This window comes from Desulfitobacterium sp. THU1 (assembly GCF_038181555.1).
Taxonomy (GTDB): domain Bacteria; phylum Bacillota; class Desulfitobacteriia; order Desulfitobacteriales; family Desulfitobacteriaceae; genus Desulfitobacterium.
Genome location: NZ_JBBWUA010000003.1, coordinates 156,247 through 177,382 on the forward strand (window position 1 = coordinate 156,247; position 21,136 = coordinate 177,382).

The 21,136-nt window shown below is 43.6% G+C and carries 18 protein-coding genes; 7 read left to right on the plus strand and 11 right to left on the minus strand.

Translation table 11 applies throughout. The features are described from left to right. Positions 1 to 103: 103 nt before the first annotated feature. Positions 104 to 949 (minus strand): YitT family protein, encoded by an 846-nt coding sequence (locus tag AAC978_RS04510; RefSeq protein WP_341546942.1) that lies wholly within the window; start codon positions 947 to 949, stop codon positions 104 to 106. A 203-nt stretch (positions 950 to 1,152) separates the two neighbouring features. Next, a complete protein-coding gene (locus AAC978_RS04515; RefSeq protein WP_341546817.1) occupies positions 1,153 to 1,965 on the minus strand; it encodes a TVP38/TMEM64 family protein in 813 nt (270 codons plus the stop codon). Between the two features lie 254 nt (positions 1,966 to 2,219). Between AAC978_RS04515 and AAC978_RS04520 the strand changes: the two genes are divergently transcribed. The 6 genes from AAC978_RS04520 to AAC978_RS04545 all read left to right on the plus strand — a co-directional run bounded on the left by AAC978_RS04520 (position 2,220) and on the right by AAC978_RS04545 (position 9,079). After that, positions 2,220 to 3,401, plus strand: a complete 1,182-nt coding sequence (locus AAC978_RS04520; RefSeq protein ID WP_341546818.1) for a BMP family lipoprotein — start codon at positions 2,220 to 2,222, stop codon at positions 3,399 to 3,401. A 110-nt stretch (positions 3,402 to 3,511) separates the two neighbouring features. Then, entirely contained in the window at positions 3,512 to 5,068 is a 1,557-nt protein-coding gene (locus AAC978_RS04525) for an ABC transporter ATP-binding protein (RefSeq protein WP_341546819.1), read from the plus strand. Beyond that, the gene (locus tag AAC978_RS04530; protein ID WP_341546820.1) at positions 5,049 to 6,185 is read left to right on the plus strand and encodes an ABC transporter permease; all 1,137 of its coding nucleotides are present in this window, start codon (positions 5,049 to 5,051) and stop codon (positions 6,183 to 6,185) included. The genes AAC978_RS04525 and AAC978_RS04530 overlap by 20 nt, the downstream gene beginning before the upstream one ends. A 1-nt stretch (position 6,186) precedes the next feature. After that, a complete protein-coding gene (locus AAC978_RS04535; RefSeq protein WP_341546821.1) occupies positions 6,187 to 7,152 on the plus strand; it encodes an ABC transporter permease in 966 nt (321 codons plus the stop codon). Between the two features lie 182 nt (positions 7,153 to 7,334). After that, positions 7,335 to 7,736, plus strand: a complete 402-nt coding sequence (locus AAC978_RS04540) for a c-type cytochrome (RefSeq protein WP_341546822.1) — start codon at positions 7,335 to 7,337, stop codon at positions 7,734 to 7,736. Further along, the gene (locus AAC978_RS04545) at positions 7,733 to 9,079 is read left to right on the plus strand and encodes a cbb3-type cytochrome c oxidase subunit I (protein ID WP_341546943.1); all 1,347 of its coding nucleotides are present in this window, start codon (positions 7,733 to 7,735) and stop codon (positions 9,077 to 9,079) included. The genes AAC978_RS04540 and AAC978_RS04545 overlap by 4 nt, the downstream gene beginning before the upstream one ends. 4 nt (positions 9,080 to 9,083) lie before the next feature. Here AAC978_RS04545 and AAC978_RS04550 read toward each other — a convergent pair whose 3' ends face one another. The 7 genes from AAC978_RS04550 to tsaA form a co-directional block, all read right to left on the minus strand. Beyond that, a complete protein-coding gene (locus AAC978_RS04550; protein ID WP_341546823.1) occupies positions 9,084 to 9,803 on the minus strand; it encodes a DUF169 domain-containing protein in 720 nt (239 codons plus the stop codon). An 82-nt stretch (positions 9,804 to 9,885) separates the two neighbouring features. Next, entirely contained in the window at positions 9,886 to 10,734 is an 849-nt protein-coding gene (locus AAC978_RS04555; protein WP_341546824.1) for a 2-oxo acid dehydrogenase subunit E2, read from the minus strand. 220 nt (positions 10,735 to 10,954) lie between these two features. Further along, positions 10,955 to 12,898, minus strand: coding sequence for an ABC transporter ATP-binding protein (locus tag AAC978_RS04560; RefSeq protein WP_341546825.1), 1,944 nt, complete (start codon positions 12,896 to 12,898; stop codon positions 10,955 to 10,957). Next, positions 12,885 to 14,642 (minus strand): ABC transporter ATP-binding protein, encoded by a 1,758-nt coding sequence (locus AAC978_RS04565; RefSeq protein WP_341546826.1) that lies wholly within the window; start codon positions 14,640 to 14,642, stop codon positions 12,885 to 12,887. Before AAC978_RS04565 ends, AAC978_RS04560 begins: the two co-directional genes overlap by 14 nt. After that, complete coding sequence (locus AAC978_RS04570) at positions 14,635 to 15,099, minus strand: MarR family winged helix-turn-helix transcriptional regulator (protein ID WP_341546827.1); 465 nt, start codon at positions 15,097 to 15,099, stop codon at positions 14,635 to 14,637. The genes AAC978_RS04565 and AAC978_RS04570 overlap by 8 nt, the downstream gene beginning before the upstream one ends. Positions 15,100 to 15,221: 122 nt before the next feature. After that, positions 15,222 to 16,352 (minus strand): AI-2E family transporter, encoded by a 1,131-nt coding sequence (locus AAC978_RS04575; protein ID WP_341546828.1) that lies wholly within the window; start codon positions 16,350 to 16,352, stop codon positions 15,222 to 15,224. 82 nt (positions 16,353 to 16,434) lie between these two features. Next, positions 16,435 to 17,136 (minus strand): tRNA (N6-threonylcarbamoyladenosine(37)-N6)-methyltransferase TrmO, encoded by a 702-nt coding sequence (tsaA, locus tag AAC978_RS04580; RefSeq protein ID WP_341546829.1) that lies wholly within the window; start codon positions 17,134 to 17,136, stop codon positions 16,435 to 16,437. 271 nt (positions 17,137 to 17,407) lie between these two features. Between tsaA and AAC978_RS04585 the strand changes: the two genes are divergently transcribed. Continuing rightward, positions 17,408 to 17,566 carry a hypothetical protein gene (locus AAC978_RS04585; protein ID WP_341546830.1) on the plus strand — a complete coding sequence of 53 codons (159 nt, stop codon included), beginning with the start codon at positions 17,408 to 17,410 and terminating at the stop codon, positions 17,564 to 17,566. 71 nt (positions 17,567 to 17,637) lie between these two features. Here AAC978_RS04585 and AAC978_RS04590 read toward each other — a convergent pair whose 3' ends face one another. Together AAC978_RS04590 and AAC978_RS04595 are read right to left on the minus strand one after the other, a co-directional pair. Beyond that, positions 17,638 to 18,132: a rubrerythrin family protein gene (locus AAC978_RS04590; RefSeq protein WP_341546831.1), complete on the minus strand. Its 495-nt coding sequence runs from the start codon at positions 18,130 to 18,132 to the stop codon at positions 17,638 to 17,640. Between the two features lie 72 nt (positions 18,133 to 18,204). Then, the gene (locus AAC978_RS04595) at positions 18,205 to 20,865 is read right to left on the minus strand and encodes a translation factor GTPase family protein (RefSeq protein WP_341546832.1); all 2,661 of its coding nucleotides are present in this window, start codon (positions 20,863 to 20,865) and stop codon (positions 18,205 to 18,207) included. Positions 20,866 to 21,136: the final 271 nt, after the last annotated feature.

A 21,136-nucleotide genomic window follows, 5' to 3' on the forward strand; every position in this document is an offset into this window, starting at 1 on the left:
CTTAGCGCACAGGATTATATCCTGCAGGCTAAGTCTATATAACTTGAAATTTAACCATATTCTTCTCATGTTTTTAATAAAGTTTATTAATTTTAGCTTGATATTAATGGATATCTTTTTTCTTAAAGCGTCCGCCCTTGACCTCACCCACGTCGCTAATGATCACGAAAGCTGACGAATCGATTTCCCGAACAATATCCTTAATCTTTGCTTCTTCCAAGCGAGTAAACACACAAAACACGATGCGCTTCACATCTCCAGTAAAAGACCCCTCACCTTGCAAAAAGGTTACCCCACGTCCCAAGCGTGATGAAATAGCATCAGCGATCTCTGTATTTTGATCACTAATAATGTAGATCGATTTCATATCATCAAAGCCCTTAACCACAATATCGATCGTCTTAAAGGCTATATAATACGTTAACATAGAATATAAAGCATTATCTAACCCATAAACAAAAGCAGCCACAGCAAAAATAATAACATTGATGATCATGATAATTTCCCCTACGGAAAAGGGGGCTCTTTTTTCGATAAGAATGGCTAAGGTCTCAGTTCCATCTAAAACTCCACCCGAACGAATAACTAATCCCACCCCAAATCCTAGCAATAACCCGCCAAAGACTACCGCAAGCAGTACATCCTGGACAAAGGGAGTTATATGATGGAGATATGAAGTTGTAGCAGATAAAATAATAATCCCATAAAGCATACTCAGAGCAAAGGTTTTTCCTATTTGCTTATATCCTAAAAAGAAAAAGGGTAGATTGAGGAAAAATAAGTAAACCCCTAAGTTTACTGAGGTTAAATAGGATAACATCATCGATACCCCTGTAACCCCACCATCAATTATCTGATTGGGAATGAGAATGCCTTCTAAGCCCAGGGCCATACTGATAGCACCCATGGTAATAACAATACCCCTTTTAACTAGGCTTCGCATCCTCATCTTCTGATGGCTCTTCACTTCTTTTAGTGGTAGCCCTATGACCGCAGCCTGATCATCACTCAATACGCATCATCCTTCTTCCCTTGCTTATTTACATCAGAGCTTCACTCTGATCAATACAATTAGACATAGATCTATATAATTAATTTTATCTCGATAGAGTTGATTAGACAATGTCATATTATAGGAAAAAGCCTACTTCTTTACCTTTGAATCGGAATCACCGTCGCAGCTTCGTAAGCTATCACTAAGAGGACAACGATTACGATGACCCAAAATATAATCTTGTGCCAATACAAATTCCATTGTTCCGTGATAAACTGAGTGCGATTCTGATGCTCGGCGAACTCACGGAGCCACCTTCTCTTCCACCCTGCTAAAGCAAAGAAGAATAGCAGCAAAGCTAATGACGCCACCACTGGGTTTAGATTTTCATAGGTCAAGCCGTTCCCCATAAATACTAATACTGCATATCCTGGCAATCGACCTGCCAGAGATATCAAAATCAGAGTGCGGATAGGAATAGCAGTTAATCCGGCTATAAAAGCAATCAGATCATCCGGGAAAGCCGGCAAAAGGAAAATGAAAAAGAAGACCCAGGCACCCTTCTCCTTAGTAAGATGGTCAAAGCGGTCCACATTTTTCTTAGATACTACTCTTTCTACAAAAGGACGCCCTAGTTTTCGGGTGAGTAAAAAAACCAGAGTAAAGCCAATAGTAGCTCCAATTATCGTATAAAGCAAACCTAAGAAAGGACCAAATAGAAAGCCCCCAATCAACCCAATGACCTGACCGGGTATGGGCGCAACTAAAATTTGCACCACCTGCATGCAGATAAAAACCAGAGGCCCCCACGTCCCTGAGCGAATAATAAGGTCTCTAATCTGATCAGGGTCACTCAAACGGCTAAGATAAGGCCAAGCCCAATATACAAGAGCCACAATGACGATTATTGCAACTGCCCCTATAATAGAAAAAGATAAATTACTCTTCTTTGAATTCGATTGTTGATTCATTATCCTTCGTCCTTTATATACTAGTTGAATACTGTCGAACATCCATAGAATTCATCCGATAATTGCTTTTCGTGGACTTTCTCAAGTAATAATTTTATCACACTCTTGTATCATTATGTCCGTCGAATGAATTAAAAAACGCCCAATTTTCTAAATTCAATAGTTGAAAAATTTAGCTTGAATGGTACAATGAATTAGGGATACATAATACATAAATATGCCAAAAAACAAGGAGACAAAAGGAGAAGAGGAAAATGAAAAAAGTCACATCGGTGCTCTTAGTTCTTCTATTAGTAGCCCTTATGGCTACGGGCTGCGGCAGTACAGCCACCAAAAATCCGCCTAGTGCTGGAACAAACACCGAAGCTCCAAAGGACGGCTTTGAGATTGCTCTCATCACCGACAAAGGCAATATCGATGACAAATCCTTCAACCAAGGCTCTTGGGAAGGTGTCGTTGAATTCGCTGAAGCCAACAATGTTACCCACAAATATTACAAACCCGAAGAAGCTTCTGATACAGGCTACCTAGCTGCCATCGATCTAGCTGTCACTGGCGGCGCTAAGGTCATCGTCACACCGGGCTTCTTATTTGAAGTTCCTATCTTTGAAGCACAAACCAGATACCCTGAAGTTAAGTTCATCCTCTTGGATGGAACTCCCCATACTGCTGATTATAAAACCTTTGAAACCAAAGAAAACGTAGCAAGTGTCCTCTACGCTGAAGAAGAGTCCGGCTACTTAGCCGGTTATGCTGCAGTTATGGACGGCATGACTAAGCTTGGTTTTATGGGCGGAATGGCTGTTCCTGCTGTTCAAGCTTTTGGTTATGGCTATTTACAAGGTGCTGAAGCAGCCGCTGCTGAATTAGGTCTTGCCGATGGCGCTGTCTCGGCAATTTACCATTACACTGGTGATTTTGCAGAAACCGATACCAATAAAGCTACCGCAAAAACCATGTACCAAGGTGGCACAGAATTGATCTTCGCTTGTGGCGGTTCGGTCGGTAAGAGTGTCATGTCCGCAGCTGCTGAAGCTGGCAAAAAGGTCATCGGCGTTGACGTGGATCAAAGATATGATAGTGAAACCGTTATTACTTCGGCTACCAAAGGCCTGCGCGCTTCTGTTGTGCAAGTTCTCGAATCTATCTACAAGACAAATACCTGGAGTGCTTATGCCGGAAAAACAACCTACTTCGATGCTAAAAATGATGGTATTGGCCTCCCCACTGTCGTCCTAGACAAACCCGACGGTAATGCTTTTGACCGTTTCCAAAAATTCACCAAAGAACAATACGCAAAAGCTTATGCAACGCTTGTTGATGGTTCAGTAGATCCTATCCGTACCATCACTGTAGCAGACCCTAATGGTTATGCAACAGCAAATGAACTTGTTTCTGGACTTAAGCTTGCTAAAGTTAAGGTTGAAGTTAGATAATATCAATAACTAGCCTCATTTATGGCAACCTGTTATAGGGGAAAGGGACTACCCTTTCCCCTTTTCCTTATTTTTCTGCAGTTCATTGATGAAGAAGAAGAGAGGTTAGCATGGACGATTATATTATTGAAATGCTCAATATCACTAAGGAGTTTCCCGGTATTAAAGCTAATGATAATATCACCCTGCGCTTAAAAAAGGGTGAAATACACGCTTTGCTGGGAGAGAACGGTGCCGGAAAATCCACGTTAATGAGCGTTCTTTTTGGTTTATACCAGCCGGAGCACGGTGAAATCCGCAAGAACCAACAAGTTGTAAAAATCAATAACCCCAATGATGCTAACGCTCTAGGAATTGGTATGGTCCATCAGCACTTTAAGCTGGTGGAGATTTTTACTGTTCTTGATAATATCATTCTCGGGGTAGAGCCCCATAGCTTCGGTTTTTTGCAGAAGACTAAGGCCAGAGAAAAGGTCTTAGCCTTAAGTAAACAATATGGTCTGGAAGTGGATCCCGATGCTGTCATTGAAAAAATTTCGGTAGGAATGCAGCAACGGGTTGAGATTCTTAAAATGCTCTATCGGGATAATGAAATCTTGATTTTTGACGAGCCCACAGCCGTTTTAACTCCTCAGGAAATAGATGAACTGATGGGAATCATGCGGCGTTTTGCTCAAGAAGGTAAATCGATCTTATTCATAACTCATAAATTAAACGAGATTATGGCGGTTGCCGATCGTTGCACTGTATTGCGTAAAGGACAATGGGTAGGCACTGTTGAAATAAAGGAAACAACGAAAGAAGATCTCTCGCGCATGATGGTCGGTCGGGACGTGAGTTTTAGGGTTAAAAAAGAAGAAAGCCATCCAGAAAAAGTGGTTTTGTCCGTTAAAAATATCACTGTCCCCTCGAAAACCAGTGAGAAAGACGCCGTGAACAACGTATCCTTCCAAGTTCGCGCCGGCGAAATTGTTTGTCTCGCAGGTATTGACGGCAATGGACAGACTGAATTCGTCTCAGCATTGACCGGCTTAGAAAAGCAGACAAGCGGATCCATCACCCTTTGTGACATGGATATTACGAAAGCATCCATTCGAACCCGCTCAAAAACTGGTATGAGCCATATACCCGAGGATCGCCACAAGTATGGACTTGTTCTGGATTATACCTTAGAAGATAATCTGGTGATTCAGCGCTATTGGCAGCCGGAATTTCAACGTTTGGGTTTCCTTAAACGCCAAGCGATACGCTCCTATGCAGAACGATTGATCAAACAATACGACGTAAGAAGCGGGCAAGGCCCGCTGACTGTTGTACGTAGCATGTCTGGTGGTAATCAGCAAAAGGCGATTATTGCTCGCGAGATTGATAAAGAGCATGAATTGCTGGTAGCTGTTCAACCCACCCGCGGGCTGGATGTGGGGGCCATCGAATATATTCACAAACAGCTTGTGGCCGGCCGAAACGCCGGTAAGGCTGTTCTGCTGGTCTCTTTGGAGCTTGAAGAAGTCATGAACGTCAGTGACCGAATTTTGGTCATGTATGAGGGTGAAATTGTCGGCGAATTAGATCCCCAAACCACTACCGTCCAGGAGCTGGGTCTTTACATGTCAGGAGCAAAACGCAATCACCAAAAGGAGAACGAGCATGAAACGATTCATCCATAGTAAAAGCTTTTCCGCTTGGACTGCCGCCCTCATGTCCATCATTCTTGGCTTTGTTTTTGCATTTATCATCATGGCCATCGCCGATCCTGCCAATGCATTTTCTGGTTTGAAAATGCTACTCATTGGTGGCTTTAAACGTTTTGCAGATGTAATTTACTATGCAACCCCGATCCTCATGACCGGATTAGCTGTGGGCTTCGCCTTCAAAATGGGGCTCTTTAACATCGGGGCTTCCGGCCAATATACCATGGGTATGTTTTTTGCCTTATATGTAGGCTTTATGTGGGAGCTTCCCGCTGGTGTTCATTGGGTGGCCTGCGTCCTCGCCGGTATGGTTGGCGGACTCCTCTGGGGCTTGATCCCAGGGATATTCAAAGCCATTTTGAACGTCCATGAGGTAATTACCTCTATCATGTTCAATTATATTGGTATGTACTTGGTGGATATGCTCATTCAGGGCAATGCTACAATGTATATTTCCTCCAAGACGCGTACTGCTTATCTTCCCGCCACCGCTCAGTTGCCTACCTTAGGCATAGAACGTTCCAATGCCAATGTTTCCATTTTTATTGCCATACTTATTGCCGTGTCACTCTGGGTTATTTTGAATAAGACAACTTTTGGTTTTCAACTGAAAGCCACAGGGTTTAACAAGTATGCCAGTACCTATGCCGGAATGAACGGAAAGCGCAATATCATCCTTACCATGGGCATTGCCGGAGCCATGGCTGGGCTTGGTGGAGCCTTTGCGATCTTAGCACCCTCGACGATTGCAGGTAGCAGCATGACTTATGAGCCTATCAACGTCATCGCTGCCAATGGCTTTAATGGAATCGCTGTAGCCCTCCTCGGTAGCAATAATCCCTTGGGAATTATTTTTTCGGCGATATTTATCTCCCATATTCAAAGGGGTGGCACCTTAGCAAGCCTTTACGGATATAAACCAGAAATTATCGATATCGTGATTGCGGTCATTATTTATTTCTCAGCTTTTGCCATGCTGATGAACACCACGGTTGCCTCCTTCTTCAGGAAGCTTTTCAAAAAGAAAAATAGCATAGAAGAAGTTTCTTCTAGCCATCATGATAATTCTAGCGCGGCAAAGGAGGAGGCGTAGTATGGACACAATTTATTATTTGGTACAAAATACGCTTCCCGTGGCCATCCCTTTGCTCCTAGTGGCATTGGGCGGGATGTTTAGCGAACGCAGTGGGGTCATCAATATCGCCTTAGAGGGGATTATGCTCTTCGGTGCCTTCTTTGGTTGCCTCTTTGTCTACTTTACTCAAGGCTTACCGATGAATTCGCAGTATATATTGCTCATGGGCATGGTCGTTTCTGCCGTGGCCGGAATACTGTTTTCCTTACTCCTTTCCCTAGCTGCCGTAACCATGAAAGCTGACCAGACCATTTCTGGGACGGCATTAAACATGCTGGTTCCAGGGATGATCCTCCTTTATTCCAAAATGTCCTTTAATAGTGACGGGATCACTACCAATGTGAATTTCTACATACGCAAGGTTCCGATCTTAGGAGATTTTCCCGTGCTCGGCAAAATGTTTTTCCAAAACACTTACATTACCGTCTATCTTGGTTTCCTTTTCCTAGTTATAGCAGCCATCATCTTCTATAAGACACGTTTCGGGCTGCGCCTGCGGGCCTGCGGTGAGCATCCTCACGCTGCTGATTCCGTAGGTATCAATGTTTATCTGATGCGCTACGCCGGTGTCAGTCTTTCCGGTTTTCTGGGGGGAATCGGCGGGTTCTTCTATGCTGTAGGGGTAATGAATAGCAATATCAATGGTCACACCGGGGTGGCCGGTTTCGGCTTCTTGGCGCTGGCTGTAATGATTTTTGGTCAATGGAAACCCTTTCAGATTTTGCTGGCCGCTCTCTTCTTCGCCTTCCTGCGTACCTTGGCTTACTCCATTGCCCTCATCCCCTTCCTGCATGCCTTGGACATCAACCAAACTTTCTATAAGATGTTGCCTTATCTCGCCACCATGGTCGTGCTCGCTTTTACCTCACAAAAATCCAGAGCACCGAAAGCTGAAGGCATACCCTATGACAAGAGCCAACGCTAAATACACGGAGTTTTAATCATCTAGATTTACTCATCCTAATAATAATATTGAAATACTATAGTATACAAAAGGGAACCGGCCTTAGTTAGGACGGTTCCCTTTTGTATGTATTTGGTAAATATGTCGATACTAAATACGACTACGCAAGTGTTAATGAACCAGTTTAGAGAATGGATGATTAAATGAGACTCAGAACCTTTATTCTCATTTCCTTAGCTTCATGGACTGTCTTTGTATTAAGTGTTCGATTCTCTTGGAATCTTGATGAGCCCATGAGCCAAGAGGCAAACGCGGGAAAAGAAGTTTGGCAGAGCCATAATTGTGTGAGCTGCCATACTTTACTTGGCCAGGGGGGGTACTCAGGAGAAGACCTTACTCACATTATGGCCAAACGCAGTCCTGATGATATCAACGCATTCTTTCGTCACCCACCAGTCATCCCTCCCCATCAAGAAGAGAAACATCCCTCCTTAACCCCTTTGGAAACGCAAGATCTTATTGCTTTTCTCGAGTATATGAGGACCATTCCCACCTTAGGATGGCCACCCGAACCGAAAAGGCTAGAAAGCGGGGATATTCTTTGAAGGCGCTCACCGGAAAACAAATTGCCCGCAGATTTATGCTCTATGCTGTTTTCCTTTTTGGTTCTCAAGGAATTGTTGCCTTGCTTGGCGCATCCGCGCTGGTCCTCCCCGATTTACCCTCACCGATTTCTGCTGAATATGGCCGTGCGGTTCACCTGGCGTTGGCCACATTTTGGCCGGTTATCGGGATGCTAGGTATGGTCTATTATTTCACCGCAGAGCAGCTTAAGACCGATATCTATTCCCCAAAGCTTGCCCGTTGGCAATTCTTAATTATGTTGGTAACCTCTTTATCATTACTCGGAAGCCTGGCATTAGAAATAGGCAATGGGCGCGAATATCTCGATGGCCTGCCCATTTTCTACGCGGGAATTTCCTTAGGCATCTTAATTGAAGCCTACAATTTAGGGAGAACCCTTTGGGAGAATAGACAGAGATTAACCCCGGCAACGGGAATAATGGCAGTCGGTGTCGCCTTCCTTTGCATATTACTGATTCCCAATATACTCCACTATAGCAATCCGGTTGCTGATGAAGCCGTGAAGTTTTGGGTCGTTCACCTCTGGGAAGAGATGGCCTTTGAATTAACAACCAGCGGCTTTATTGCTTCTTTCTTCGTAGCCACGGGCATTGCCAACAAAAAGGATATAGAAAAGTGGCTTTATCTTGAAGCCACTTTATCGGTGATGGGGGGATTATTCGGTACGGGGCACCACTATTACTGGATTGGCTTTCCCTCGATTTGGCTCTTCTTAGGATCGTTCTTCAGCGTGATACAAGCTATCCCCGTATTTCTCTTGGCCAACCTCATCTATAAAGGGTTTAAAAACCACAAGGTGCTGAACCTGAAAGAAAAGCTCGCCGTGTGGCTAATTTTGAGCAGTATATTTCACCATCTGACTGGAGCTACCTTACTGGGATTGCTGATGACTATTCCCTGGGTCAATCTTTATACCCATGGCACCTATATAACTTCTGGTCATGCTCATTTGGCTTTGTTTGGCACCATCGGCTTTTTGATTCTTGCCGGTGCCTATACAATCTTAAGTGACCGGGAGAGCCCGACCCCCAAGACCTATCGCTATGGAGTTGCAGGAGTAATCCTTCTCAACCTCGGCCTCATCGGTATGAGCCTCTGTCTTCTTATTGCCGGCTTTCTCCAGACTTATCTTTGGCGAGTTCTCGGTCTTGACTTTATGGCAGTCAGCTCCATCATAAGGCCCTACCTAAGTCTCCGGGTTCTGAGTGGTTCTCTGTTCACCTCGGGAGCTTTGATCCTCTGCACAATCATCATTAGAACTTGGTGGAAAACATGGACTGTACGGCGTAAAACCACCGGTTAATACCTTACTCAATACGTTCGGAGAGATTTAGCCAAGTTTCCTTGGTCAGGAAGCTATCTTCCACCTGTGCCTCAAGCTCTAAGTAGCGTTGATAAGGCATACTGAAGGAGAGGATGTCTTTATCAATATATTTACGCGCTGAAAGATCTGTAAGGCCAATATAGCATTTGGGATGCTCCGCATCAACTTGATTGAGAGCATAAAGTACGGTCTGATGACAGCCCGCTCCAAAGTTTGCCTCCACGTTATTCTGTGTGGGCTGATCAAAGTTCGCTAATACTGTTAAGGCAGAGATTTGGTCCGCATTGACTAAAAAGACTATGCTCTCCGGCATTTCGTCTTCATTTACTTCAGCTAAAGGCTTAAAGACAACGAATTCTTGATGAGAAATCTCGGGCAAATTTTCAATGAAAGCCTTTGCTAATTCAGGACTTTTCTTGTAAAACTCACCTTCTCTTCCACCTACCCCGCCAGTAGACAGGAAATACTCAATAAAACCCAATTCATAGCGTTGAAATCCTAGACCGGACTTCCCTCCCCTACAAGTAGTGGTAGGGAGACTAAACGCAGCTGTTCGTCCCTTGGCCGCCATATTAAGCAAGGAAATAGCACAGCCCCATTTTCCTTCCACAAACTCCATGGCCCCATCCGGCTTGAAATCGGCTCGAAAAACAGCTACAGGATAACTTTTTAATTTGATCGCTTCAGCAATTTTACTTTGCATAAGATTAACCTTCTTTCATAAAGCTTCTTACCCGTGCAAACCCCTTGATTCTTCTCGAAACGTTGGTTCCTTCTCTATATCCTTAACCCACATCCACTTCAGCTTTCGCCAACCTTTCGTCTAAGAGGGAAGGATTAGCCAGATACTTATTGACTAATTTGAAAGAATTAGAGTAGTACAAACCATCGCAGATTCTTTCATCTAAAGCATAGCCGATAGTGCAGCACTTTTTGACCAGGACCTGATTTCCATCAACAACAGGTACCTTTTTCGCCTTCCCTAAGGAGACAAAGATTCCCGTCGTGCCAAAATCATAAAGGTGATGATAGATAAAATCCAGATTGATGGACTTAAGGTAGGTAAAGAAAAGGGAGGTATGGAAAGGGCTGGCCTCAATAATCTTACGGGGCAGGATATTGTAACGATCCATCCATTTTAGAGTCCCCACCAAAAGCTTCACGCACCCATTTGGTAAAGACATAATATGTTGGGCAATACTATCGACATCATTGGTCGTCCCGACAGCTATGCTTTCATCCAAGGTACGATTCACGATCTCCACTATCTCATCCATACTCTCCAGCCCTGTAAAAACAAATTTAACCGTAGTTTCTTCGCCCTCATCAAGTAAGGATCGTTTAATGGCCATGGATATCAAGATACCTTCGCGCGCATAGATTTGGTTATTCATGACAAAGCGGTTCAGCTGAGGTCGCTGAGCAAGAACACGTACATAGACCGCAATAAACAAATGTATATAATTGAGCTGGTACCCCTGAGTTTTCTTTTGGTTGATATATTGGTCAATGGGCTCGACGTCAACAAGTTGCTTATAAAAATTCTGTGCATCGCTCCGCCGTGTCATGATATGAGGAATGATTTTTACAAACGGACTTAATGATTTGAGCAGTCTCCCATCACTTCTCCTCATTCCCAAACCCCTCTAACACATCATCATCTCTTCGATTACTTTATTTTCAGTTACTAGATCTTCAGTACTTTATTAGTTCTTTTTTTGTATTCATCTTGTATTTCTTGATTAGTTCTCTACTTCTTCATACAATTCCTTCCAGAGCCACGTGCCTAGCAAAATATATACGATCTGGCTTACATCAGGGTGATCTTAGTGTGACATCAGCGTGATTATCTTATTACTCCAGTTCAAAGGCCCCCATATAGAGCTGATAGTACTGACCCTTTTGGGAAATTAGTTTCTCATGGTTACCTCTTTCGATGACTTGCCCCTCTTCAAGGACCATGATCACATCGGCGTTGCGCACAGTAGAAAGTCGATGAGCGATTACGAACACCGTCCTGCCCTCCATAAGTGAATCCATCCCTCGCTGGATGATGGCTTCCGTGCGGGTATCGATTGAGGATGTGGCTTCATCCAGAATCATAACCGGTGGATCTGCTACCGCAGCACGGGCAATAGAAATCAATTGCCTTTGGCCTTGGGACAATCCACTGCCATCCCCGGAAAGCTCTGTCTGATAGCCATCAGGCAGCATACGGATGAATCCGTCGGCATTAGCTAGCTTGGCAGCAGCGATACATTCTTCATCGGTGGCATTCAAGCGGCCATAACGAATATTATCCATTACTGTTCCGGTAAACAGATTGACCTCCTGTAACACGATACCAAGAGAGCGTCGCAAGTCGCTTTTTCTAATTTTATTGATGTTGATTCCGTCATAACGGATTTTACCATCGGCAATATCATAAAAACGATTGATGAGATTGGTAATCGTGGTCTTTCCTGCACCGGTGGCCCCGACAAAGGCAACCTTTTGCCCAGGCTCTGCGTATAACGTGATATTATGCAAGACCATCTTCGTTTCATCATAGCCAAAATCCACATCGAAGAAACGAACTTCGCCTTGAAGCTCTTGATAAGTGAAGGTTCCATCCTGACAGGGAACTTTCCAAGCCCACAGCTCGGTATGCTCAAGGGTTTCAATGAGAGTTTCTTGCTCCTTTTTAACATTGACTAAGCTCACTAAACCTTCGTCTACCTCTGGTTTTTCGTCTAAGAGTTTAAATATCCGCTCAGCTCCGGCAAAAGCCATAATGATCGCATTCAACTGTTGAGATACTTGGGCAAGGGGCATGATAAAGCTGCGGGAAAGCTGCAGGAAGGAAGCGATGGTCCCCAAGGTAAGTAGATTGAACCCTGTAATGGTAAAATTAGTCACTCCACCAATAGCCATAAGACCGCCGACTAACGCCAAAAGCACATAAAGCAAATAGCCAAAATTGTTCATCATAGGCATTACAATATTGACATATGAATTCGCCGCGGTGGCCTGAGCACAAAGCTCTTGGTTTTTGAAGTCAAAAATCTCTTTAGCCTTTTGCTCATGAGTAAAGACCTTCACAACCTTCTGCCCATTGATCATCTCTTCGATGTAACCGTTCAATTCTCCTAAGGATTGCTGCTGCTTAACAAAATACATCCCACTCTTCCCGACAACACTGCCTACTACCTTCAACATGAGGAAGACACAGATGATAACAAATAAGGTGAGCCAAATGCTAAGGCTGAGCATAGCAAAAAACACCGCTACAAGGGTAATCATAGAAGAGAAGACATTAGGTATACTCTGGGATATCATCTGCCGCAAAGTATCCGTATCATTTGTATAATGGCTCATAACATCCCCATGGGTATGGGAATCAAAATACTTAATGGGCAATTTCTGCATATGAGCGAACATCTCATCCCGAATTCTTTTCAAGGTCCCTTGGGTGATAGAGGCCATGATGCGGCTATAAAAGAAAGTAGCAAAAACTCCCATTAGGTAAATTCCAGCCATCATCAGAACGATCTGCAACAAGCCTGAAAAGTTCGGTACGGCTTCCAGTAAGAGTGGGGATATATAGTCATCAATTAAGGTTTGCAAAAATAAGGCCAACATGACGCTAGCTACAGAGCTGATGATAATGCTGACCATAACAACCAACAGCTGTAGCTTGTAATTCTTCATATAGGAGAGGAGCCGCTGCACAGTCTGAGGATTTAGCTTGGCCCTCGGCGGCTTACCTCCAGGCGTTTTGCTCTGGGAAGAACGAGAGAATCCTTTACTCATCCCCATTATTCTTCCCTCCCTTGGCTTGTGATTCAAACACTTCTAGATAGATCGGACAAGTTTCCAGCAATTCCTCATGACTTCCGATAGCCGCGATTTTCCCATCATCCATGACCACAATTTTATCGGCATCTTGAACTGAGGATACCCGCTGGGCAATGATAATCTTAGTTGTCTCGGGGATTTCGACACGTAGAGCTCTGCGAATCTGGGCATCGGTTTTTGTATCCACTGCACTTGTCGAATCATCAAGAATAAGAATCTTTGGCTTCTTCAGTAAAGCACGGGCAATGCAAAGTCGTTGTTTTTGCCCCCCTGATACATTCGTGCCACCCTGTTCAATGAGGGTATCATATTTTTCCGGAAAGCTTTCTATAAAATCATGGGCTTGGGCAAGCTTACAAGCATGAATCATCTCTTCCTCCGTGGCAAGCTCATTACCCCAGCGCAGATTCTCTTTAATGGTCCCTGAAAAGAGTTCATTCTTTTGTAGAACCATCGCCACCCCGTTGCGTAAAGTTTCAATATCATAGTCTCGGACATCCACCCCGCCCACAGTAACCCTACCTTGGGTCACATCATAAAGTCGGGGAATCAGCTGAACTAAGGTTGATTTAGAGGACCCCGTTCCACCGAGAATACCAATGGTTTCGCCGGATTCAATAGTCAGATGGATATGATCCAAAACTAGCTTATCCCCTTGCTTTCCGTAGCTAAAATTAACATTATCAAAGCGAATCTCCCCATCCTTAAGGTCAAAGCTAGGCTGGGGACCGTTCCGGAGATCGCTATCTTCATCAAGAATTTCGACGATTCTCTCAGCTGAGGCACGGGAAATGGTTAACATGACAAAGACCATGGAAAGCATCATCAGGCTGATAAGAATCTGAGTTGCATATGTAATCAGGCTTAAAAGCTCTCCTGTAGAGAGCCCATTCACAGGGTCCCCCCCAGAAGCAACAATAGCCCTGGCTCCAAACCAAGAAACCAACAGGATACAGGCATACATACAAAACTGCATCAGAGGCATGGCGATGGCGATCAGTCTTTCAGCCTGGGTAAAATCCTTGTAAATTCGGTTGGAGATGTTCATGAACTTTTCCTTTTCATAATCTTCACGAACAAAGGATTTGACTACACGCATGCCACGCAGGTTTTCCTGAACCACATTATTCAGCTTATCATAGGTCTTAAACACCCTTTCAAAAATAGGATGCGCATTGCTCATGATAAGCCAGAGCCCCACACCTAGGATAGGAATACTGCCGAGGAAAATCAGAGACAACTGCGGATCAATACTAAAGGATACAATCAAAGAAAAAACCAGCATCACCGGACTCCGCATAGCCATACGGGTCAGCATCTGGAAAGAATTCTGCACATTGGTTACATCTGTGGTCAGACGGGTAATAATGCTTGCCGTAGAGAACTTGTCAATATTCGAAAAGGAAAAGTGCTGTACATTATAAAACATATCCCTCCGGAGATTTTGCGCAAAACCTGCCGAGGCTACAGCGGAAGTCCGTCCGGCTAGGATACCAAATAGCAAGCTAATCAAAGCAGCAATAAAAAGCGCTACTCCCATTTTGAGTACATAATTCATGTCTCCTGCATCGATACCGTAATCAATTAGATTAGCCATTAATATAGGAATGATGACCTCCACAATCACCTCCAGCGTAACAAAAAGAGGGATCAATAGAGTTGCTTTTTTATATTGTCTGATACTGCGGGCAAGTCTTTTAATCATAGGCTAATCCTTCTTCTAGATTTCCTTCTACTATATTTCCTTTCATTCTACAAATATAGGATGAAAGTTGGCTTATTTCCTCATCTGTAAAACCACGTACCATTAGCTTTTCAAGCGTGTCAATATCCTCGATGAGCACTTGATGAATTTCCAGCGCCTTGGGGGTGAGTACCAGCTTCTTTAGTCGTGCATCGCTCGGCACGGCCTGTCGCTCAATTAATCCCTTCTGTTCCATGAGTTTAATGACTTTAGAAGTTGTTGAACGATTGACTGAGAACATAGTCTCCAAGTCTTTTTGAAACACAGCTTCATCCTTATGTTCTATTAAATAGTCAATAATCCAAATGTTAGTGGCTGTAATGTTTTTTTCGAATTGGAAATGGTCGCAATTCACTGCGTACCGTTTGCAAAGATGTGTTAGTGAACGAATTTTAAATGCAATCCCCTCTCTGTTCATCACAATTCCTCCCTTATAAACAAGAAAATGTTGCATCACGGATAATTAGCCCATACAACATTTTAATATCTATTTTCCCTAAACACAACCAGCAAAAGGAAATATCACAAACGTACTCCCGTTTATAGCGAAGTCAGCCTCTGTAGTCTTTTATTTACATCCTTGCTGAGTAGCTTATACACGGTCGCGGCTGTTGGCACTCCCAACATAATACCCATCACACCCATCAAACCGCCACCTATGATTACCGCAACCAATACCCATATTCCCGGCAAGCCAATACTTTGACCGACGACCTTCGGATAGATTATATTACCTTCAATCTGCTGCAAGATAATGATAAATACAAGGAACAGTACCGCTTGCAAGGGATCGACAATGAGAATTAGAATAAACCCTACAGCAGCCCCAAGGTACGCACCCACCATCGGGATCAGTGCAGTTAGACCAACAACAGGGCCAACTGTCGTGGCATAAGGAAAACCAAGAATCCACATGCCTAGAGTGCATAAGACACCGAGTATAACAGCCTCTTTGCCTTGCCCCACAATATAATTGGAAAATGTCTCATGAGCTGTATTCAAACCCACATAGATTTTCGACCGGTGATCAGGTCTCATATATGCTCTAAGAAGTTTATCTATATTTCTACCAATTTCTTCCTTGGAAAATAGAATGTAGATTGCAAAGATGATGGCTAAAATAGTGTTTACGACAACACCAAATACCGTTCCCATTAAGGTCACTGTACCCAAGGCCCAATTCCCAAGAAGCCCCAGGCCATTTTTCAGGGCCGCTGTGCCATCCATATTAAGCTCTTCCCATTGCTGCTGCAGTCCCGGTAATTCGCCGGCATAGCGGTTAAGCCAACTCATGACATCGTCATAGACCGCTGGAAAGCCAGCGTAAAGCAAGGCCAGAGTCTCGGCAAATTGCGGAATAAGAATGCGCAGAAAAAAAAGCAGCACCACAGCAATAGTCAACAAGGATAACAAAACGGCTATCCCCCGGCGAGTGCTTATGAGCGTCTTATGCTTACTCTTAGGAAAACAGATCTTCTCATAGGCCACCACAAGCAAATTGAGAACATAGGCAATCCCTGCTCCCAGCAACAAGGGAAAAAGGATCAGGTAGAAATTTCCCACGAAAAGCATAATCTGCGAAAAATTAAGAACCACGAGTAAAGTAATCCCTAAAAGTACAATTATTTTAAGGATGGCTTTAAAGTTAAGGTTGTCCGGCTTCACAATCATTGCTAACTACCGCTCCTTATTAAGGATAATGCGACTTGCATTATCCTTAATCAATTACATACTTGACGTACAGTCAAGCTACCTAGGATTGGTCGGCTCTGCTCACCACTTCACAAACGGAAAGCAGATTGTCCTGGACCGTAAAACGAATGTCAAATCCTGCAAATTCAAGACCATAGATCCGCTTAGGATCCTTTTGATAAGACGGCCTTGGGTCATGAGACAGCACCCTCAAAATCGCTTCACGTCTGTCTTCAGATATTAACTGGAGCCATTGCTTGGGAAACTCTACTTCAAGCTTCTTTGCTTGAAGGGGCTCGATAAAACCACCCACCGCTTCTGGGTGACAGTCTGTGTAAGCTAGGTAGGGTTTGATGTCGTAAATAGGGGTGTTGTCCATCAGGTCGGCACCGGAAACATGCAATAAAGGTCCAAGCTCCGGATGTACCTCGATACCTTCAAGCTTAATTGAGGAAAGACCAATTGCATTGGGTCGAAAAGGAGAACGGGTCGCGAAAACTCCCATCCGTGTATTACCGCCCAGTCGTGGGGGGCGCACTGTGGGTGACCAGGTGTCACGAAGTGCCTCGGAGAATTCCCAAATGAGCCAGATGTGTGAGAATCCCTCCAACCCACGCAAGGCATCGGCATTGCGGTACTCTGTCTCAAAGACAACGACAGCCTTTAAATCGTCAATCAGTCCACTTTGACGGGGAATTCCGAATTTGGTAGGAAAATCTGTGCGAATGCGCGCAATAATTTTAATTTCTCGAGAAGTAGTCATATATTATTACTCCTATTGTCTGCACAACTATTCTAGCTAGCGATATGATTGGCAACACCATTGATATAATCATAACAGAAAGTAATCTTACCAAAAAGTCATAAATATAAACAGCCCTGACAGTCTCGTCTCATTCAGACCGATAACAAACTCGAATCTAATCTATTTGTTATCCTTATTTAACTTTCTCCTAAATATGGTCTATACTTAGTTTAAAGATAAAGCCTAGATAGATAAAAATTGAGGGGTTATATTAAAGGAGGAATATATTATGTTTGAAAACATCGAATGGATTATTGCCGCATTTGCTTATATGGGTGGGGTAATTGCATATTTGAGCTGGAAAGCAGATGAAATTTTAAGCATTACGAATGGCCAACCTGTGAGGGAAGCTAAAATTATCGATACACCCTGCTATGATTGCTTGTAAGACTAGTTTCTAAAATAAGGAGCGTTTAGATATCATTCTAAACGCTCCTTTTGCTTTTCTCTCAATTAACATTAATATTTAATGAATTTCTCGCCAGAAACTCCACAAATACTACACTTTTCTGGAACCACTTTTTCGATATTTCCACAGACCGGACATAAGTAATAAAATACTTCCTCAGTTTCGTCCATGTTTTCTAATGCTTCTTGATAGAGCTTAGCATGAACTTCTTCAGCCTTCATCGCAAAAGTGAAGACAGCTACAGCAGCTTTATTCCCCTCTTCTTTAGCAGTTTCGATAAAGCCCGGATACATACTTTGATACTCATAAGTCTCCCCAGCAACCCCGTCCTTTAAGTTTTCACTGGTCGAGCCAATTTTCCCGGCAATTTCAAATTCTTTCAAGGCATGAAGGGTTTCGGCATCGGATGCCGCTCTAAAGAGCTTTGCGGCGTTAAGCTTTCCCTCTTGCTCAGCTTTCTTTGCATAGGCAAGGTATTTTCTGTTCGCTTGGGATTCTCCGGCAAAGGCTTCCATCAAATTTTCAAGTGTTTTACTGTCACTCATTACTCTTAACCTCCACTTCAATAACAATTATAGATCTATATCATTTTAGCATTAATTACTATATCTATCCAATCATTCTATCAAGGTCGAGGGGCCTTTCTTAACTTGTTCGAGCTGATCTTTTGCCTCCGGAGATAAGGCATCACTTAGATAATTTCGTTCACTCTTCTTTGCATCTTGGAAGTCCTGCATCATTTTTTCCTTGGCTCCCTCGATCTCCAATTTCAACTCTCTGGCAGATAACAGGGAACATCCTGCTCCTCTAATGATGATTTGTTCCAGACCGTCAGAGGTTGCAACTGTTATATGGTATTTTTTTCGATTGTCATGTGCAAATCTTTCGATATACTGATCTGCCGTCTGGGCCTCCCTGGTAAATACCAGATGGATATTTTGGTAATCGATCGCTTCCTCACGATGCCCCTGAACTAGGTGAGCATCAAACACAACGATGATCTGGCACTTGCGAATCCCCTGATAATTACTGAGAATATCCAGTAACTTCATTCTGGCAGCGTCCATCTGTTCTTCAACCATCTCTTTCAGCTCGGACCAGGCATGAATAATATTATAACCGTCGACCAGAAGATACTCTTCCTTGCTTTCCATTTCTCTGACAGTAGTGCTGGCTGATTCATAATAGCTATCACGGGCTGTTTTGCGTTTTTTCCAAGCAGATTTCTTCCCTTGATTGGCATAAAAGGTGCTGTTGATGATTTGATCAATCTCATCTAGGCTGATCCATTTCTCTTCTGTATTTTTCGGGTGGTACTGAACTCCCTCTCCTTCTAAAAAAGCTTTGTCTTGTAGATAGCTTTCAAGATGCATATGGTTCTTCACTTCATCCCAGGCTACTGAATATCCAGCACCATGAGTACAAAAAACTGAACCTGTTGGGTTGGCAAAATCGTTTTCCGCATCATAGCTGATGCTTGCCATGACCTCCGGCGCATTGTGGCAGAGCTCGTATCCTTTCAGACTGCAAAACAGCCTACCCAGACCTTTAGTATAAGCAACTACCTCTTTTTGATAATTCTTCATAGTAATCACCGGAGCGCTACCCACAAGAACGGACATTTCGTCATTTGTCTGAGCTATTGCGCAAGTACCCCGCATATTCTCAATATCAGTCATAGCTCTGCCGACCATTTTCACCGGCAATTCCAGTTGAAAGGCATAATAAGGCTCCAACAGGATAGATTCTGCCTCCATCAATCCCTGACGCACTGCTCGGTAGGTGGCTTCGCGAAAATCACCACCATCTGTATGCTTTGCGTGAGCTCGACCTGCGACGAGGGTAATTTTCATATCGGTAATCTCTGAGCCGGTGAGAACTCCTTTATGCGCTTTTTCGGCCAAATGAGTTAAGACAAGTCTTTGCCAGTTTTTACTTAGGATATCCTCACTGCATTCAGTGCTAAACTGCAAACCGCTGCCGGGTTCACCCGGTTCCAATAAGAGATGTACCTCAGCATAATGTCGTAAGGGTTCAAAATGTCCTACTCCCTCGACAACATTAGCGATCGTCTCTTTGTAGAGGATTCTTCCCGCATCAAATTCTACCTCTACCCCGAAGCGCTCACGGATAAGGCTCTGCAGAATCTCAATCTGCACCTCCCCCATGATTTGGGCCTGTATTTCCTGTAACTGCTCATCCCAGACCACATGCAGCTCCGGCTCTTCCTCTTCGATCTGACGTAACTTGGGGATCATGACTCTGGGGTCACAGTCAGCAGGTAGAATAATCTGATAAGACAGCACCGGTGTCAAGACCGGTGTATCTGAAGCCTCTTCGATCCCTAACCCCTCTCCCGGTCTCGTTTGGCTGAGTCCGGTGACCGCGCATACTGTACCTGCCTCGATTTCGTTTACTGCCTCAAATTTTTGCCCGGAGTAGATCCGAATTTGATTCACTTTCTCTTGCCAATCGCTATTTTTCAAGACATCTTTCACCTTAAGTCTACCGCCGGTAAGCTTCAAGTGAGTAAGACGGTTTCCTTGCTCGTCTCGGGTAATTTTGAATATTTTCGCCCCGAATTCCTGGGGATAATCAGGTACAACGCTATAGTGCGTTATGCCCTGCAGTAATTGCTCAACGCCCCCAAGTTTTAAGGCTGAACCAAAAAAACACGGAAAAACCTTCCGCTTGAGAATAGCTCTTTGAATCTGTGCAACAGCAATTTTTCCTGTTTCCAAATAATCTTCCAGCATGACTTCATCGCACATGGCTAGCTGATCATAGAAATCCTCCGTGGCTATTGGGCTAAATTCAATACAACCATCAGACAGCTGCCTTTTTAATTCTTCCCTGAGCTTTTCCTGATCTGTACCCACCTGATCCATCTTATTGACAAATATAAACACAGGTATTTGATACTTATCAAGCAACCGCCATAAGGTTTGGGTATGCCCTTGTACCCCATCAGAGCCGCTTACCACTAAAATAGCATAGTCCAAAACCTGGAGGGTCCTCTCCATCTCCGCCGAAAAATCCACATGACCCGGAGTATCCAATAGGGTAATCTGCGTCTCCCCCATTTCAAAGATAGCTTGCTTCGCAAAAATGGTGATCCCTCTTGCACGTTCCAGTTCATATGTATCTAAAAAAGCATCCTTTGTGTCGACTCTGCCCAATTTCCCTATTTTGCCGCTTTGATAAAGCATGCTCTCCGATAATGTTGTCTTGCCTGCATCTACATGTGCTAAGATGCCGATCACTAGGTTTTTTCTCATCTATTTCAAATCCTTCGTTTTGTCTAACTTAGAAAAATGCAAACCCTGAGGCCAGAAGGTCTGCTCTTAAAATCAATCACTCAATCACTTACTTCTAAAATTAATATTCAAATAAAATATCGAAGGAGTTTTCCGATTTCGTCGTATTAAATCCCTGACTGATAATCTTATTGTTCTGATAAGCCTTATGGATTGAAAATGTATCATGGCTCCTTAATTCGGATCTAAAGTAAACATCATAGGCAAACTCACCGTAGCGAATATTGTAAAC